The organism is Frankia torreyi, assembly GCF_000948395.1.
Taxonomy (GTDB): domain Bacteria; phylum Actinomycetota; class Actinomycetes; order Frankiales; family Frankiaceae; genus Frankia; species Frankia torreyi.
Map to the genome: position 1 here is coordinate 13,949 of NZ_JYFN01000072.1, position 16,938 is coordinate 30,886.

13 protein-coding genes and 2 pseudogenes are annotated in these 16,938 nt (G+C 70.6%); 8 read left to right on the top strand and 7 right to left on the bottom strand.

Features of this window, described 5'->3' with window-relative positions; translation table 11 throughout:
• Positions 1–47 precede the first annotated feature (47 nt).
• The 5 genes from FF36_RS27365 to FF36_RS27385 all read left to right on the top strand — a co-directional run bounded on the left by FF36_RS27365 (position 48) and on the right by FF36_RS27385 (position 7,091).
• Positions 48–1,454, top strand: a complete 1,407-nt coding sequence (locus FF36_RS27365) for an efflux RND transporter periplasmic adaptor subunit (protein WP_044888080.1) — start codon at positions 48–50, stop codon at positions 1,452–1,454.
• A 293-nt stretch (positions 1,455–1,747) separates the two neighbouring features.
• Positions 1,748–2,353 (top strand): ABC transporter ATP-binding protein, encoded by a 606-nt coding sequence (locus FF36_RS27370; RefSeq protein WP_242422934.1) that lies wholly within the window; start codon positions 1,748–1,750, stop codon positions 2,351–2,353.
• Positions 2,350–3,579: an ABC transporter permease gene (locus FF36_RS27375; RefSeq protein ID WP_044888081.1), complete on the top strand. Its 1,230-nt coding sequence runs from the start codon at positions 2,350–2,352 to the stop codon at positions 3,577–3,579. Before FF36_RS27370 ends, FF36_RS27375 begins: the two co-directional genes overlap by 4 nt.
• Before the next feature lie 109 nt (positions 3,580–3,688).
• The gene (locus tag FF36_RS27380; protein ID WP_128423406.1) at positions 3,689–4,642 is read left to right on the top strand and encodes a DUF5666 domain-containing protein; all 954 of its coding nucleotides are present in this window, start codon (positions 3,689–3,691) and stop codon (positions 4,640–4,642) included.
• Positions 4,635–7,091, top strand: coding sequence for a permuted SH3 domain-containing protein (locus tag FF36_RS27385; protein WP_044888083.1), 2,457 nt, complete (start codon positions 4,635–4,637; stop codon positions 7,089–7,091). Before FF36_RS27380 ends, FF36_RS27385 begins: the two co-directional genes overlap by 8 nt.
• A 76-nt stretch (positions 7,092–7,167) precedes the next feature.
• Here the strand turns inward: FF36_RS27385 and FF36_RS27390 are convergent, their stop codons facing one another.
• From FF36_RS27390 to FF36_RS40480, 3 genes and pseudogenes are all read right to left on the bottom strand, one after another.
• Positions 7,168–7,710: a hypothetical protein gene (locus tag FF36_RS27390; RefSeq protein ID WP_236705430.1), complete on the bottom strand. Its 543-nt coding sequence runs from the start codon at positions 7,708–7,710 to the stop codon at positions 7,168–7,170.
• Between the two features lie 338 nt (positions 7,711–8,048).
• Positions 8,049–8,485 (bottom strand): glycoside hydrolase family 26 protein (locus FF36_RS39350; protein ID WP_479686797.1); only part of this gene is annotated, 437 nt, incomplete at its 5' end.
• 10 nt (positions 8,486–8,495) lie between these two features.
• Positions 8,496–8,915: pseudogene (locus tag FF36_RS40480) on the bottom strand (endoglucanase); the annotation flags it as partial.
• Between the two features lie 1,818 nt (positions 8,916–10,733).
• Between FF36_RS40480 and FF36_RS27400 the strand changes: the two are divergent.
• Positions 10,734–11,045 carry a hypothetical protein gene (locus FF36_RS27400; protein ID WP_044888085.1) on the top strand — a complete coding sequence of 104 codons (312 nt, stop codon included), beginning with the start codon at positions 10,734–10,736 and terminating at the stop codon, positions 11,043–11,045.
• Between the two features lie 251 nt (positions 11,046–11,296).
• On the opposite strand, the gene FF36_RS27405 is transcribed toward FF36_RS27400, so the two are convergent.
• Complete coding sequence (locus tag FF36_RS27405; RefSeq protein WP_044888094.1) at positions 11,297–12,082, bottom strand: SDR family NAD(P)-dependent oxidoreductase; 786 nt, start codon at positions 12,080–12,082, stop codon at positions 11,297–11,299.
• Positions 12,083–12,421: 339 nt separating this feature from the next.
• Between FF36_RS27405 and FF36_RS39360 the strand changes: the two genes are divergently transcribed.
• Both FF36_RS39360 and FF36_RS39365 read left to right on the top strand, forming a co-directional pair.
• Positions 12,422–13,181 (top strand): SWIM zinc finger family protein (locus FF36_RS39360; RefSeq protein WP_242422940.1); only part of this gene is annotated, 760 nt, incomplete at its 3' end.
• Between the two features lie 569 nt (positions 13,182–13,750).
• Positions 13,751–15,637, top strand: coding sequence for a DEAD/DEAH box helicase (locus FF36_RS39365; RefSeq protein WP_277912996.1), 1,887 nt, complete (start codon positions 13,751–13,753; stop codon positions 15,635–15,637).
• 149 nt (positions 15,638–15,786) lie between these two features.
• On the opposite strand, the gene FF36_RS27415 is transcribed toward FF36_RS39365, so the two are convergent.
• The 3 genes and pseudogenes from FF36_RS27415 to FF36_RS39375 all read right to left on the bottom strand — a co-directional run.
• Positions 15,787–16,548 (bottom strand): ABC transporter substrate-binding protein, encoded by a 762-nt coding sequence (locus FF36_RS27415; RefSeq protein WP_044888087.1) that lies wholly within the window; start codon positions 16,546–16,548, stop codon positions 15,787–15,789.
• Between the two features lie 49 nt (positions 16,549–16,597).
• The coding region (locus FF36_RS39370) for an IS3 family transposase (protein ID WP_242422941.1) at positions 16,598–16,746 on the bottom strand (149 nt) is incomplete at its 5' end.
• A 6-nt stretch (positions 16,747–16,752) separates the two neighbouring features.
• A pseudogene (locus FF36_RS39375) lies at positions 16,753–16,938 on the bottom strand (IS3-like element ISFsp8 family transposase); the annotation flags it as partial.

Consider the following 16,938-nt stretch of genomic DNA (forward strand, 5'->3'; position numbering starts at 1 on the left):
CCGCCGGGCGCCGGGTTCGGCTTCCCCGGGGCCGCGCACGCGTCGTCGTGATTGCCGCCGTGGTCGTCGCCGCCGTCGGCGGTGGGCTGCTCGGTTGGGCCCTGAGCGGGGATTCGGGCACGCCGGTCTCGTCCAGGCTCGTCGCGGCGAGCGTCGGGCAGATCCGCCAGACCGTGAGTGCGACCGGCACCCTCGAACCGACCCAGCAGGCCAACCTCTCGTTCGCCGTGTCCGGCGAGATCACCGCGGTCAAGGTCGCCGTCGGCGACAAGGTCCAGGCCGGGCAGACCCTCGCCACCATCGACTCGGCGGCTCTCGCCACCGCGGCCGCCCAGGCACAGGCGACAGTGGCGAACGACCAGGCGAAGGTCGCCTCCGACCAGGCGTCGGGGGTGACGGGCGCCCAGCTCACGGCCGACGAAGCCACGCTGACCTCGGCGCAGGACGCGGCGGCCACCGCGCAGCGCAATCTCGCCGCGAGCGCGATGACGTCGCCGATCGCCGGGACCGTCGCCGTGGTCAACCTCACCGTCGGCCAGCAGCTCGCCGGCGGGTCGGGCAGCGGATCCGCCGGCGGGTCCGGCTCCGGCTCGGGTACGGGTGGCGCTTCGGGCTCCGGTTCGGGCGGCGGCTCGGGTTCGGGCGGCCTGGGCGGGAACGGCGGCGGGTCCGGCTCGGGCGCGTCGTCCTCGCTGACGTCGTCGTCCTCCTCGGCGTCCGGTGCCCAGATCGTCGTGGTCGGCACGGACTCCTACCTGGTCAACGCGACCGTCGACGACACGGCGATCGGCCAGCTCAAGACCGGCGACCAGGCCGTCATCACCCCGACCGGCTCGACCGGCGCCACGACCGTCGCCGCGCGGGCGGGTCGCTCGGGCGGGGTCACCGGCTCGGGTGGGGCGGGTGGCACGGGTGGCACGGGTGCGGGTCTGTCGGGCGCCGGCGGCTCGGCGACGATCTACGGCACCGTGGGCACGATCGGCCTCATCGCGACCAGCACCTCCGGTGTCGCCAGCTACCCGGTGACCATCAACGTCACGGGCACCCCTGCCGGGTTGCACCCGGGCGTCGGCGCCGACGTCTCGATCATCGTCCGGCAGCTCTCCGACGTCCTCACCGTCCCCAGTCAGGCGCTGCACACCTCGGGGTCGCAGACCGTCGTCTACCGGGTGCGCGGCGGCCATCAGGTCTCCACGGTGGTGACCACCGGCGTCACCTCGGGGGCGCAGACCCAGATCACCTCCGGGCTCGTGGCCGGTGACCAGGTCGTCGTCCCGGTCGTCGGCGGCTCGACCACCCGGGCCCGGACGGGCGGTACCGGCAGTGGGTTCGGCGCCGGCGCCGGCGGCGGGGGTGGCGGGTTCCGGGGCGGCGGGTTCGGCGGGGGCGGCGGGTTTGGCGGCGGCACCGGCTTTGGTGGCGGCACCGGCTTTGGTGGACGGGCCGCCGGATGACACCGACCGACTCTCCACCCACCGAATCCACACCGATCGCATCCGGACCGGATGAACCCGGGGCGAACGAATCCGGGGCAAACGAACCCGGCCCGATCGGACCCGGGCGAAACGAATCCGGGGCAAACGAACCCGGCCCGATCGGACCCGGGCGAAACGAATCCGGGGCGAACAAGTCCGGGGCGAGCACCGCCGTCATCGAGCTGACGGACGTCCGCAAGACCTACCGGTCGGGGCTGTTCGAGGTGGCAGCCCTGCGCGGGGTCAGCCTGTCCATCCAGGAAGGTGAATATGTGGCGATCACGGGCCCGTCCGGGTCCGGGAAGTCGACGCTGATGCACATTCTCGGCTGCCTCGACGTTCCGACGTCGGGCCTGTACCGGCTGGCCGGCGAGGATGTCGGCGGCATGTCGGAGGACCAGCTCGCCGAGGTCCGCAACCGGCGGATCGGGTTCGTTTTCCAGCAGTTCAACCTGCTCCCCTCCATGACCGCCTGGCGCAACGTGGAGCTTCCCCTCTGCTACGCCGGGGGTCCGCGCTCCGAGCGCCGGCAACGGGCCGTCGACGCGCTGGCCGACGTGGGGCTCGCCGACCGGGTCGAGCACCGCCCGGCGGAACTCTCCGGCGGCCAGCAGCAGCGGGTCGCGGTGGCCCGGGCGCTGGTCACCAACCCGTCGTTGATCCTCGCCGACGAGCCGACGGGCAACCTCGACTCGGCGTCCACCGAGGACGTCCTGGGGCTGTTCCGGCGCCTGCACGACCTCGGCCGCACGATCGTCCTGATCACCCACGAGGCCGAGGTCGCCGCCGCGGCGGACCGGGTCCTGCAGGTTCGTGACGGCGTGGTCACGGCCGATTCGGGTCCGGGCGCCCGGGCGCCGCGGAAGGTGCGCGCGTGAGCTGGGCGGAGATCATTCGGACCGGGCTCGAGGCGGTCCGCTCGCACCGGCTGCGGTCCGGGCTGACGATGCTCGGCATCCTCATCGGCGTCGCCGCGGTCATCCTCACCGTCGGGCTCGGCGAGGGAGCGCAGGACAAGGTGCGGGGCCAGATCAACGCGCTCGGCAGCAACCTGCTGATCGTCGCCCCAGGCAGCACGACGACGAACGGGGTACGCGGCGGCTTCGGCAGCGCGTCGACCCTCACCCGGGCCGACGCCGACGCGCTGCGATCCACGGTCGTGGCCCCCGACATCCGGGCAGTCGCACCGACGACCTCCCGGTCCGCGGCGCTGGCCGCCGGCAGCTCCTCGTGGACGGCCTCGGTCGTCGGCACCACGCCCGACTGGCTGTCGGTGCGCGCCCGCGCGATCGGCGCGGGACGGTTCATCAGCGGCCAGGACGTGGCCGACCACGCGGCCGTGACGGTGCTGGCCGCGACCACCGCCGAGGAGCTGTTCGGCGCGCGCGACCCGGTCGGGCAGTCCGTCACCGTCTCGGGGGTGCCGATGACGGTCATCGGCACGTTGACCGCCGCCGGCTCGTCCGCGAACACCAACGAGGACGACCAGGCCATCGTGCCGATCACGACCGCCGCCGACCGGATCACCGGTGGCGTGAGCCGGAACTCCGTCCAGAACATCTACCTGGAGGCGACCTCCGGCCACACCCTGTCGGCCGCCTACCAGGAGGCCGACTACGAGCTGCTGGCTCGGCACCGGATCACGACGCCCACGGCGGCCGACTTCTCCATCACCAGCCAGCAGTCGATCCTGTCCACCGCGACCTCGGTCGACCGGACCCTGACGGTGCTGCTCGCCGGCGTCGCCGGGATCTCCCTGCTGGTCGGGGGCATCGGAGTCATGAACATCATGCTCGTCTCGGTGACCGAACGGATCCGTGAGATCGGCCTGCGCAAGGCGCTCGGCGCCTCCCCGCGGGTGATCCGGCGGCAGTTCCTCGTCGAGGCGTCCGTGCTGGGTCTCGCCGGCGGCCTGCTCGGCACCGCCCTCGGCCTCGCCGGGGCCGCCATCCTGCCGAGCCTGATCTCCGATCCGATCTCGATCTCCCCGACCGCCACCGTCGGCTCGATCGCCATCGCGATCGCGATCGGGGTGGCGTTCGGCGTCTACCCCGCGACCAGGGCGGCCCGGCTCGCGCCGATCGAGGCGCTGCGCAGTGACTGACACCGGCCGACAACCTTGCGCGGGACACCCGTCCACGGAGCACCCGTCCGCGCGCCTCGTCCCAGCCCGGGTGGGCATTCCCGGGCCGTCCATCAGGAGCGACAGTCCCATGACCACTGCGAATCCGATTGGCCCGGTTCGATCGGGTGAGCCCCGCCGGCATCGCCGTGCCCTGGCCGCGGGGCCGATCGTCAGCGTCGCGCTCGCAATGATCGTCACCGTCAGCGCATGCGGCGGCGGCGGTTCCGACGGAGCCACGGCCACCGCGGCGAGTGCGCCGAGCCAGGCCGCCGGCTCCGCCCAGGGGCAGGGCCAGGCGGCCCGGCCGGGCACCAGCGGCACCATCGCCGCGGTCACCGCGACGAACGTCGAGGTCCAGAATCCCGCGAGCGGTCAGGTCACCGTCACCTGGACGCCGAACACCAGGTTCGTCAAGACCACCACTGCCAGCGCGTCCGCCGTCGCGGTCGGCGACTGCGTGACGGTCACCGGTGGCAGCCCGGGCAGCACGTTCACCGCCCAGACCGTGACCGTGAGCCAACCGGTGTCCGGCGGCTGCACGGCGGGCTTTGGCCGCGCCTTCGGTGGGGCCGGCGGGTTCCCGGGCGGTGCCCGGCCGTCCGGCGCGCCGACCGCCCGCCCGGGTGACCGTTCGACTGCCCGCCCGAACGGGCAGGGCCGCCCGAACGGCGGTCGGCTCGCAGTGGTCACCGGGTCGGTGACCAAGGTGGCGGGCACGACCATCACCGTTACCGGTCCGCAGCGGCCCCGTGCCGGCGCGTCGGCCTCGGCGGCACCCGCCGCCACCCCGTCGCCCGGCGCGACCGTCACCTCGACGGTGACCCTCGGCTCGTCGACCACCGTCGAGGAGACGAGCAGCGCCACCTCGGCGGCCCTGACCGTCGGTGAATGCCTGACCGCCATCGGCAAGGCTGACGACACCGGCGCGGTGTCCGCCACCTCCATCAGCGTCCGCCCGGCCGCCAGGCAGGGATGCACCGGCGGGTTCGGCGGCCGGCCCTTCGGCGGCCAGGGCTCGGGTGGCGGCATGGCCAATGGGTGAACGATTCGGCCGGGCGCTGGCCCGGACCAGTCGGCGTGGCACCCGAACCTGGATCGTGATCGGCGTCGTCGCCGTGATCGTCGTCGCCGCCGGCTCGGCGACGCTCGCGGCGACAGGGTCCTCCGGCCCGGACTACCGCACCGCCACGGCGGTGCGGGCCACCGTCGCGCAGACGCTCGACTCGACCGGCGTCGTCTCGCCGGCAAGCCAGGCCAGCGTGACCTTCCCCGTCTCCGGGACAGTCGCGAGCGTCGCCGTCACCCCTGGTGATCATGTCGAGGCCGGACAGACGCTGGCGACCCTCGACGCCGCCACGCTGTCGGCCGCGGTCGACTCGGCCGCGGCCACGCTTGCCACCAACCAGGCGAAACTGATCTCCGACGAGGCCGGCGAAGGCGGTCTTGGCGCCAGCACGGCGGCGGGCTCCACTGCCTCCTACGCGGGTGGCCCGGCGACGATCGAGCCGATCGCCCTGGCGACCGGCGGCGCCCGACCCGCCGACCGGACGGCATCCACTTCGACAACGCCCGGCCCGACGGACTCCGGCCCGGCATCGTCGGGCTCGACGGCGTCAGGCTCGACGGCGTCAAGGAACGGCGGCGCCGTTGCCGCCGCCCGCGCCGCCATCACCAAGGCGCAGAAGTCCCTGATCACCGCGCAGCGCACCGCCGACGCCGACCTCGCCGTCGCCACGACGGACCTCGGGCAGGAGAAAACGACCTGCGCGGCGTTCATCGACGCAACGGCGACGGCCGGCACGGCCGCACCGCCCGCGACGGACGGATCGCCCGCGACGGCGGCCGGGCCCTCCCCGGCGGGCGCGGGCCGGTCGGGTGGCACAGTCCACGCCGCCCCACCGGCGCAAGCCACCCCACCGGTGCACACAGCCCCATCGGCCCATGCCGCCCCGCCGGCGCACACCACCCCGCCGGTCCATACCGACCCGCTGACGCCGAACTCCCCTGTGCCGGCCGCGTCGGCACCGGCCGCGTCGGCACCGGCCACCTCAGCTCCGGCCACCCCGGTACCGGCCACCCCGGTACCGGCCACCTCAGGACCGGCCACCTCGACACCGGCATCATCGACACCGACCGTGGGCCAGGCCCCCACCACCACGGGCGCGTCCGCCTCGGTGAGCGCCGCGCCGGCCTCGTTCGCGTCGGGGCTGCGGGTGATCGAGTCCGTGCAGCGGTGGGACGCGCAGTCCGTGACCTCGGCCGTCCCGGCGGCCACCGGGACGGCGGCTGGGACGGCGGCCGCGTCCGCCTGCTCGGCGCTGCTGAGCACCGTGCTCACCGACCAGCAGCTCGTGTCGACCGCCCAGGGAGTGGTGACCCAGGACGAGGCCACGCTCGGTAACGCGATCGAGACCCTCGTGGCCCTCGCGCCCACCTTCGACTTCTCCGAGTCGACCCCGTCCACAGGGGGATCGACCTCGACGGACGCGGCCCCGGGCCGGCCGGCCGCGGGGACGGCGACCGCGGGTAGTGCCGGCGGTGCCGGCGGTGCAGGCGGTGCTCGGTCTGCTCGTTCCGGCGGCTCCGGCGGCGCATCCGGTTCGTCCGGATCGGCGCGCTCCGGCGGGGCGGCGTCCTCGGCACGCGGCGGCGCCCAGGGCGTGCCGGCCTCTCCCGCACAGATCGCCGCCGACCAGGCCACGGTGGACGCGGCGCAGGCCGCGCTGACCCAGGCCAAGGACGAACTGATCCAGACCACTCTGGTCAGTCCACTGGCGGGCACGGTCGGGGCGGTCGGCCTGACCGTCGGCGAGTCTGTCCAGGCCGCCTCGACGGCCTCGGGGGGCTCCGGGATCACGGTGATCGGCGCCGGGACCTCCTACGAGGTCGAGACGTCCGTGACCGACTCCGACCTGGCGAAGGTGCGGGTCGGTCAGGCCGCATCGGCGATCGTCGACGGTTCGACCACGGCCCTGACCGGCAAGGTCGTCGGCATCGGGCTGCTGCCGACGTCATCGCTGTCGAGCGGCTCGAGCAGCGGCGGCTCGGGGGCGTCGAGTTCGGTGAGCTATCCGGTGACGATCTCGCTCAACCGGGCAAGCCAGCGGATCTTCTCCGGTTCGGACGCCGACGTCTCCATCGTGATCGCCCAGGCGGCGAACGCGATCGCAGTGCCGAGCTCGGCCCTGCGATCGCTGGGTCAGCTACACACCGTGACGGTGGTGCGCAGCGGCAAGGCGACGGCCACGATCGTCGGCGTCGGGGCGGCCGGAACCACCCTGACGCAGATCACGTCGGGGTTGAAGGTCGGCGACCGGGTGGTGCTCGCCGACCTGTCGACCCCGCTGCCCAGCGCCGGCGGCACCACGAACGGCCGCGGCGGCGGCCTCGGGGGTGCGTTCGGAGGCGGCGGCCTCGGTGCAGGCGGCCTCAATGCGGGCGGCCTGGGCGGTGGCCGGGCGGGCGGTCTCGGTGGCGGTCGGGCAGGCTGATCGGCCTGCCCGGCCGTGGATGCCGGTCCCGCCGTCCAGGTCGGACGGCGGGACCGGCGGATGATCCGGGGAGGGATCAGGCCGCGCCGGGAACGGTGGCCTTCCTCTCCTTGAAGCCGAAGCCGTCGCTGGACGCGCCCTGCTGGAATGCGGTGAAGGCGTTCTCGTCGGCGTCGATGTCGGCCTGCGTCGCGGTACCGTTCTTCAGCTTGCCGGTCAGGCTGCTGAACTTGTCGCTGATCGACTGCACCGAGTTGCACAACGTCGGATTGGCCAGCGCGAACCGCTTGGCCACCTTGAGCTCGTGGACCGTGAACGCCCCGGCCACCGCGGCCTTGGCGAAGCTCCGCGTCCGCTTCGGCGCGCCCTTGGCGAAGCCGCCGTTCCTCGCCGGCTTGTAAATGTAGCGATGGAAGGCGCCCAGGGCGAGACCGGAATGCAGCGCGAACCGCGTCTTCGCGAAGGCCTTGGTGTTACCCGAGGTCGGGCAGGAACCGGAGTACTCGGAGTCGGTGTCGGTGCCCGCCGAGCTCGACGTGCGGACGCCGTTCTTCCCGGAGCCGCCCGACGAGCCGCCACACGCGCTGAGCAGCGTGACCGAGAGCAGCAACGCGATCACAGCCGCCGCGTACCTCGTGGTCCGAGCGGTCGGCCTAGCGATTGTCGAGAACATCCACCACCAACTTCGTGCGGCTTTCGCCTGGTCAGAGATCCACAACGCCCACGGGGACGCTGTGCAACTGTAGCGATTGCCGTGCCTCCCGGCACCGTCGCGCTCCCGATACCGTCGCGCTCCCGATACCGCCCCACCGCCTGGGCCGGCCCCACTCGACGTTCAGGCAGCCGCCGAGCGGCAGCCGCGAGGTCTTCTCTCCGCGGTACTCGCCCGAACGCAGGTCGGGCCGGCCCATGGACAGAAGTCCGTGAGCCGGCCCGTGCTACAGGTGTCGCCGCGGTCTACGTTCTCGTATACAACTGTCTATAGCGCGCGGCGGCGTTGGGATTTCGATAGACGCAGTTACTGCTAAGCGGGCGATACAGGTTGGATCCGACGTTCCCCGGATCACAGTTGTTGAAGTAGAACTCGTACGCGAACCCCTTGCCGGCGTGGGCCGTGAACCAGTCGTACATCCACTGGACGTAGTTCGCGTTGTCGCCCCCGCCGGCGGAGCCGCTGCCGTCGACCACCCCCCATTCACCGACTCCGAAGAGCTTGTTTCGAGACTGGGCGAAGTTGTACCAGTAGTTCAGCCCACCGACCGCGTTCGACTGGGCGTCGAACGCCGCCTTGGTCGGCGAGGCGGGGTAGAAGTCGTAGGCGTCGAGACCGACGGAGTCCACCCAGGCGTCCCCCGGGTACATGTCCATCGCGTTGTGGCTCGGCGGGTTCTGCGNGNAGTGGGNGTTCAGGCCCCAGGACAACGTGGGGTCCGGCTCGGCGGTGGCGTTGATGGAGTCCGCGACGTGCCGCCAGCAGTTGATGTAATCCGTGGGATTGGTCGCCGACCACTGGTACCAGTCACCGTTCCCCTCCCACGCGATGCGGATGATGGAGTCCTGGCGGCCATAGGCGTTCAGCATCCGGCCGAAGTTCTGCCAGTAGGAGTCGTAGGCGCCGGTGGCGCAGGTCGCGTTGCTCGCGCCGATGTTCTCCGGGTAGGGCGGGACCGCGATGATCAACCGGCCCGGCCAGGTGGCGAAGGTCTGCAGCAGATTCGTGGGCTGGGTGACGTTCGCCCAACTGTTGCGCGTCACGTAGAGCAGGGTGAAGTCGCAGGGGGTGCCGCGCCAGGTGCAGAACGCCTCGAGGTTCGCCTGGTTCATGGCCGGGTCGGGGTAGGTGCCGGACTCCCATCCCTTGCCCGAGCGCAGGCCCGACCACAGCGGCGGGGCCGGCGGCGGGNTCAGCCCGGNGGTGATCTCGGCGCGGTCGAAACCGATGTTGTTCCCGGTGGACGTGACGTTTCGACGGCCCTCGTTCGTGAACGTCAGGGTGTGCGCGCCGACCGCCAGGATGGGCGACGAGTACAGCAGGGTGATCGACGATACCGGCGCGTAGGCGTCAATGGTAATCGGTTGCGCACCGTCGATACGGAACGTCCCAAACCCGTTGGCCGGCCCCTTGAGTCCGTAGACGTCGATCTGGGTTCCGTTGAACCTGACCGTGGCAACGGCGCCGGGGTTGCTGGTGTAGTACAGGCTGTTGTTGGGTGAGGTCACGCAGCCGGTGCACGGCATCCAGCCCGCGGTGTACGACACCTGGTTGTTTCCGGTGCCGATCGCGGTGTCCTCGATCGTGAGCGCCGTCTGCACCGGCGGTGGTGGCGGCGGCGGCACCGGATCGGCGACGACCTCGGCGCGGTCGAAGCCGACGTTGAAGCCGGTGGAGGCCGCGTTTCGGACGCGCAGGTTCGCGATCTGCAGCACGTGGGCACCCGACGTGAGCGCTCCCGAAGTGTAGATCAGACTCACAGCCAGCGGCAGGGCGAAGGTGTCCACGGTGACCGGTACGCCGCCGTCGATGCTGAAGGCGGCCTGGCCGCCCGTCGGCCCCTTGATGCCGAACACGTTGATCTGGGTTCCGGTGAACCGGATCGTGGCGATGGCCCCGTAGCCGGTGGAGTACCGGTAGCTGTTGTTGGGCGTGCTGGGCGCGCATCCGGTGCACGGGGTCCAGGTCCCGGAGTAGGAGACCTGGTTGTTCCCGGTACCGACGGCCGTGTCCTCGATGGTGATCGTGGCGGCGCTCGCCGGTGTCGCCAGCGTCGCCAGGGTCGTCATGACCACGATGAGACCCAGTGCCGCGCAGGTCGGTCGGCCGACCAGGCGGGCGAGGATCGCGCGCCGCCGGGAGTGCCGCCCACGCCGGCCGCGCCGACGTTCGGTCCATGTGCCATCGGATCCGGCGAACCGTCTTCGTACCCGCCATCCCAGCACCGATCGGACACTGCGCGGGCGCCGCGGACCAGTCCGTACGTCAACGCCACCGGGACGCGCTCCCGACGGGAAGTCCGTCTCGTCCGATTTTTCTTCCGCTTGCATTCCGTTGTCCCGTCTAGGTGTCGTCAAACCTGCCAATCAGAGCCATTTACCATGACCGGAAAAGACGCTAGGCCAATGGTTCGCGCGTTCCGGACAGGAGCTATTCCCCGGAGATTCGACGCCCCTCAATCCACCTCGGACGAAGGCTGGCAACGCCGGCTATCGAACCACTCCGGTAGAACGCCTCCGACGAGACCAACGCGAGACCAAGCGTCTGCGTCTGCCTATGGAAAGCCGACCGCCAGTACCTGTCAGGGCGGTAGCCAGTGATTCGACGCGGCCATCGGGGGGCACCGCGGCGAGCGGACCGATCCCGAAAGGCGGCGACGCCGGGCATCCGCCCGGCCATGGTCGGCCCACGGCACAGGCTTTCGATCGATGGGATGGCGGTCCTGGCGGACGCGACGTCGCCGCGAGCCACCATGCTCCGAAGTCGGGCTGAACCGTGCTGTATCTCGACGGACCGTGTCCAGCATGAGCGCGGGAGCGTCCCAGCCAGCGAACTCGAGGGCCAGGCGGCGTTACTGGGTCTGGGTCGCCAGGCCCGAGGTCTCTCTGGACGAAGACGGCTCCGACCACCGGGAACGTGACCCAGACCGCGTGACGGAACCAGGAGAGTGGTGGACCTGCCACGCGGAGACCCAGCCGGGAGATCTCACCCTCCTCTACCGTTCACAGCTCAAGAAGGACCGCGCTTATCTCATCGAGGCGAAGTCGGCCGCATACTCGCTGGCCGATGACGAGTCGGCGGCCGCCGAGGGCTGGGGCGTCGGCTGCGACTACCAGGTCATCGACAGGTTCGCGCAGCCCCTGTCCATCGCCGACATGCGTCTCGGCATGGAAAACTCGGCCCACACTCTGGCCATCGTGTCCAACAACTACTTGCGGTCGGCATACGCGACGACGGAATAGATCGAACGTATCGTCGCGTTGCCGCTACCACCCTCGGCCAGGAGGCATCCCGCCCATGGGAACAGCTATGCCGGAAGCATCATGACACGCGCCATCCACGATGCCGGGTGGTCCGCCCGGAACATCGACATCCCCGGTGAACGGCTGGTATTCGTCCGTAATCGCGGACAGACACCGGGTCAGTCCGGTGCCGGAGCCCGTCTGGCCGCGACCGCCGCCACCGCGGTTCCCGACGCCGCGGACGCGGGACGCTAGGGAAGCGTCGTCAGGCCACCCTCGACCATGAATGTCATGCCGGTAAGGTAGCTCGCGTCGGGCCCGGCGAGGAACACCGCCACCCGCGCGCAGTCCCGAGGAACTCCCCAGCGCCGCAGCGGGATCTGCGCCTCGGCCGCCTCCCGCGCGCCGGGGTGATCGGCGAAGACGCCCTCGGCGGCGTCGGTGAGGATGACCGGGTTGAGGACGTTCACCGTGATCCCGTGCTGCCCCCAGCCGTTGGACGCAGTCCGGCTCAGGGCGCGGATCGCCTCCTTGTTGCAGTTGTAGGAGGCGGACTCGGCGTTGCACATGATGCCGCGACGTGACCCGAAGTTCAGGATTCGCCCGCCGCCCGCGGCCTTCATGTACGGGAAGACGGCCTGCATGGCCCTGAGCGTCGCCTTGACGCCCGTCTCGAAATTCCAGTCCCACTCGGCTTCGTCGACGTCCTCCAGGTTCGTCGGCTCGCTGGAGGCACGCGGCTTGTCGCGGGTGCCGAAGCTCTGCGCGTTGTTGACGAGGATGTCCACGCCACCGTATTCGGCCACGGTGCGGTCGACCATCTCGCGGATGTTCTGCGCCACGCCGACGTCGCAGGTGATGCCCAGCGCGTCGCCGCCCCGGGAACGAATCCCGTCGACAACCTCGCTGACCGTACCCGCGGTCCGGGAGGCGACGACGACGCGAGCGCCTTCCAACGCGTACTCCTCCGCGATCGCCCGGCCGATACCCCGTCCGGCGCCGGTCACTATGGCGATCTTGCCGTCTAACACACCCATGCGGTCCTCCTCGATCCGTCGTCGCCGGTCGGCCACGCCGCCGACCGGCGACGCGGGCCCGCCCGAGCGAGGGCACCGTCTCGATGCGCGCCCACGGCCCATGTCTACTCGGGTACCTGAGCGACGTGCGCACACGCACGGTGGTCGTCCACCGCCGGGCGTGGACCCGCGTGGTCTCTGCCGGCGCGGGGTAAGAGCCCTGGTGTGGGCCCTGCTAACGTTTTCTCCATGCTGCCCGCGGAGCTACGGAGCGTCGATCGGGGCCATCTACGCACTGCTGTGGGTGATACCACCTTTCAGCGGGGGGCGCAGTACGCCAGGCAGGGCGCCGTGGCCGAGATGTCGTGGCGGCCGGCCGGAAACGCGCTTTACGGCACGGTGGCGGGAAGCCACGGAGAGCGTTATGTGACCACCGTGTATTTCACCGGCCCGGGCTCCGCGGAGCCGTGGTGGTTCGACGATGCCCAGTGCACCTGCCCGGTGGGCGTCGGTTGCAAGCACGCAGTCGCGCTCGTGCTGGCGGCGGCAACAAGGGCCGCCGGTGGCGGCCCGGCTCGCCAGCCTGCCGCCGGGCCGAAAGGCTGGGCCTCGTCCCTGTCGGCGTTGCTCGGCGACCGGTCGGTCGAGGACGAGTCTCGGGGTACGACGCCGCTCGCCATCGAGCTGACGCTGTCCGCCGAGATGTCGGCGGGCCGGCCGAAACGCGGGTCCGGCAGACCGTCGTTGGGCGTGCGCGCGCGGCTGGTGAAACCCGGGAAGACCACCTGGATCAACGCGCTCTCCTGGTCGAAGCTGAGTTCGCCCTACGGGCACTACCAGCGCGACAGCTACGTGCCGGCGCACCTGCGGATTCTGCGGGAACTGTACGCCGTCTACCTTGCCGGGCAGGAGGACACGGCGTACGGCGCCTATTCCTACGGCGACGACAAGTACCTCGATCTCGGCGCGTTCGCGAGCCCTCGGTTGTGGCCGCTGCTCGACGAGGCCGCCGCGGCCGGTGTGCGGTTGGTGCATGGGCGCAAACGGCTTGGCGATGTCGAGCGCTACGGTTCGGCGGAGCTGTGCCTTGATGTGACTCGCGGTGCGACGTCAACGGCGCNCACCGTGAGTCCCCTGCTGCGCATGACCGACCCGGATCAGTCCGTGGCGCCGTTCGCGTTCATCGGCGGTCACGGTGTCGTCGGTATCGATCGGGCGGAGATTCAGGCCACGGATCGTCACGAGCACTGGCACATCCGGCTGGCCCGGTTGAGCACCCCCGCGCCGCCGAAGCTGATCCAGATGGCCGTGGAGAACAGAAGCCTGCGGATTCCGGCCGCCGAGCGGCCGCGTTTCATCAGCGAGTTCTACCCGGGGCTGCGCAGGGTGGCCCGGATCGTCTCCAGCGATGAGTCCTTCGAGCCCCCGGTGATTGTGCCGCCGGAGCTCGTCGCGCGGGCCGACTTCGGGCCGGCCCACACCGTCGAGATCACCTGGGAGTGGGATTACGCAGTCGGGGGCACGCGGCTGCGTGCGCCAATACACGATCACGGCGGTAGCGACGGGCCTGACGACGGTAGCGACCCGGGATATCGGGACAGGCGCAGCGAGGCCGATATTCTGGCCAATCTGGAGCTGCCGCCCGGCGTCCTCCCGACGGCGTCCGTCCGGCTCAGCGGGATCGAGACGATGCGGTTCGCGACGGAGCTGCTCCCGCTCCTCACGGCCCACGACGGGATCACCGTCGAGATCGGTGGCCGTCCCGCGGACTACCGCGAGGCCGGAGATCTGCTACGGATCGAGGTCTCGACCGACGAGGTCCCGGGCGAGCGCGACTGGTTCGATCTCGGTGTCGCCGTCACCCTGGACGGGCACGAGATCCCGTTCGCGCCGCTCCTGGTGGCCCTGAGTAGGCAGGAGTCGCACCTGCTGCTCGACGACGGCACCTATTTCAGCCTGGACCGGCCGGACCTGCGGACGCTGCGCGGGCTGATCGAGGAGGCGAAGGCGCTGCAGGATGCCCCCGGCGGGGCGCTGCGCATCAGCCGCTTCCAGGCCGGGCTGTGGGAGGAGCTCACCAGCATCGGCGTGGTCGTCCGCCAGGCGCAGACCTGGCGCCGGCAGGTAGCCGGCCTGCTGGCCCTCGACTCCGCCGGCGCGAAGGAGCCACCGCGGACTCTCCAGGCCAGCCTGCGGCCCTATCAGGCGGACGGGTTCCGGTGGCTGAGCTTCCTGTGGGACTGCCAGCTCGGCGGGATCCTCGCGGACGACATGGGCCTGGGCAAGACTCTGCAGTCGCTCGCGCTCATCTGCCACGCCCGGGGGGCCGACCCGGCGCTGCCGCCGTTTCTCATCGTCGCACCGACGAGCGTCGTGTCGAACTGGGCCGCGGAGGCAGCCCGGTTCGCGCCGTCGCTGCGGGTCGCCGTCGTCACCGACACCCTGAAGCGCCGTGGTCAGGCCCTCGCCGACATCATCGACGCCGCCGACGTGGTCGTGACGTCCTACACGCTGTTCCGACTCGACACCGAGGCGTATTGCGCGGCCTCCTGGGCCGGTCTGGTTCTCGATGAGGCGCAGACCGTCAAGAACCACCAGTCGAAGGCGTACCAGTGCGCGCGGCTGCTGCCCGCGCCGTTCAAGCTGGCGGTCACCGGAACGCCGCTGGAGAACAATGTGATGGAGCTGTGGTCGCTATTGTCGATCACCGCGCCAGGGTTGTTCCCGAACCGCGCGCGGTTCGACGGCTACTACGCCCGCCCGATCGAGAAGCAGGGTGACGCCGAGCGTCTCGCGCAGCTTCGGCGCCGGATCCGGCCGCTGATGGTCCGGCGGACCAAGGAGCAGGTCGCCCCCGAGCTCCCCGCCAAGCAGGAGCAGATCCTGGAGGTCGAGCTACACCCCCGCCACCGCAGGATCTACCAGACCCACCTGCAGCGCGAACGGCAGAAGGTGCTCGGCCTGATCGACGACATGAACCGCAACCGCTTCACCATCCTGCGATCGTTGACGGCGTTGCGACAGCTCAGCCTGCACGCCGGGCTCGTCGACGACACCCACGACGAGCTGCCCAGCGCCAAGATAGACATCCTGCTCGAGCAGCTACGGGACGTCGCCGACGGCGGGCACCGGGCGCTCGTGTTCAGCCAGTTCACCCGGTTCCTCGGCCGGGTGCGGGAATCGCTCGACGCCGACGGCATCGAACACTGCTATCTCGATGGCACGACCCGCAACCGAGCCGCGGTCGTGCGGCGCTTCAAGGAAGGAAAGGCGCCGGTCTTTCTCATCAGTCTGAAGGCCGGCGGATCGGGCCTGAACCTGACCGAGGCGGACTACTGCTTCCTGCTCGACCCGTGGTGGAACCCCGCCACCGAGGCGCAGGCGGTGGACCGTACCCACCGCATCGGGCAGTCCCGCAACGTCATGGTGTACCGGCTGGTGGCCAAGGACACCATCGAGGAAAAGGTGATGGCGCTGAAGACGCGCAAGGCCGAGCTTTTCGCCGGCGTCCTGGACAGCGGCGAGTTCGTCGACACCACGTTGGACGCCGACGACATCCGATCACTGCTCTCCTGAACCGGCATCCCAGCGACCGCGTGGGGACGCGTCTTCAGCCCATCACTGCTGCCCCGGTCCGGTCCTGCCGTCCCTCACCTCACCAGCGCCCCTCGGGCCGCTGTTCTGATGCGAGGCGTCGGGACCCGGTGCGAGGCGTCGGGACCCGNTCAGGAGATGGCGTTCTTCGCGGTGGCGATGCCGTCCGCCGAGGTGGTCTGCAGGATGTCGTTGAGCTGTGTGTCCGACGGCGTGTAGCCGAAGTAGGTCTTGTAGAAGTCGCGGGTGACCGACCGGAGGTCGACGTCGGCGAACAGCGACGGGTTGAGGACCTTCGCGACCCACTGGAGCTGCACCGCCTGCTCGACGGTGTACTGACCCCACGCGTACAGCCCGCGCGGGTCGATGAACACCTTGTCCGACTTGACCGCCTTCAGATCGCTCCAGCCGCTGATCTTCGACAGGCCCGCCAGCACCGAGGCGCCGGTGTTGGCGGCCAGGCCCTGGTCACCGCCCGGCGCCTGGATGATCACATTGTCCGGGTTCCACTGCAGCAGCTGCTCCATGGTCACATTCACGCGACTGCCGCTGATTCCCTTCGCGACGTCCGTCCCGCCGGCCTTCGTGATCCACTGGTCCGGCAGCGACGACCCGCCCTGGACCACGATGTTGTTGCCGGCGTACGCCTCGATGTACACCACGGTCGGCTTGGTCGTCGACTTCGCCAGCTTCGACGTCAGGGTGCTGTCAACCTTGTCGAAGTAGGCGTTGTAGGCCTTCGCCTTGGCCACCGCGGCGCCGCCGTAGGTCTCCCCGGCGACGGTGATCGACTGCGTCAGCTGCGCGTACTTGGGAAAGACCATGACCACCGCCGGGATACCCGCGGCCTGGAAGGGCTTCGCCGTGTCACCACCGGAGAGCGCGGAGACCACTGAGGTGCTGCCCGTTTCACGGACACGCGATAGTTGGACTATATCAGCTTTACGCCGCCTCCGGTATTGATGTCTGACTCGTCAGGTAGAGATGTTCGACGTGTTCCGGAGTGTGGTAGCCGAGGGTGGAGTGGAGTCGCTGCCGGTTGTAGAAGACTTCGATGTACTCGGCGATCGCACTGCGGGCGGCGCGGCGGGNGGGGNAGATTTCTCGGTAGACGAGTTCATTTTTGAGTGTGCCGAAGAAGGATTCGGCGGCGGCGTTGTCCCAGCACACTCCGGTGGCGCCGACGGAGGGTCGCGCGCCGTGCTTGCTCAGGGTTCGATGATAGGCATCGGACGTGTATTGCGCGCCGCGGTCGCTGTGGAAGATCACGTCCGGTGTGAGGG

What these genes read in the sequence shown, in the direction of transcription:
- FF36_RS27380 (WP_128423406.1), top strand. Translation starts at nt 3,689, where the DNA reads ATGACCACTGCGAATCCGATTGGCCCGGTTCGATCGGGTGAGCCCCGC.
- FF36_RS27385 (WP_044888083.1), top strand. Translation starts at nt 4,635, where the DNA reads ATGGGTGAACGATTCGGCCGGGCGCTGGCCCGGACCAGTCGGCGTGGC.
- FF36_RS27405 (WP_044888094.1), bottom strand. Translation starts at nt 12,082, where the DNA reads ATGGGTGTGTTAGACGGCAAGATCGCCATAGTGACCGGCGCCGGACGG.
- FF36_RS39365 (WP_277912996.1), top strand. Translation starts at nt 13,751, where the DNA reads ATGCGGTTCGCGACGGAGCTGCTCCCGCTCCTCACGGCCCACGACGGG.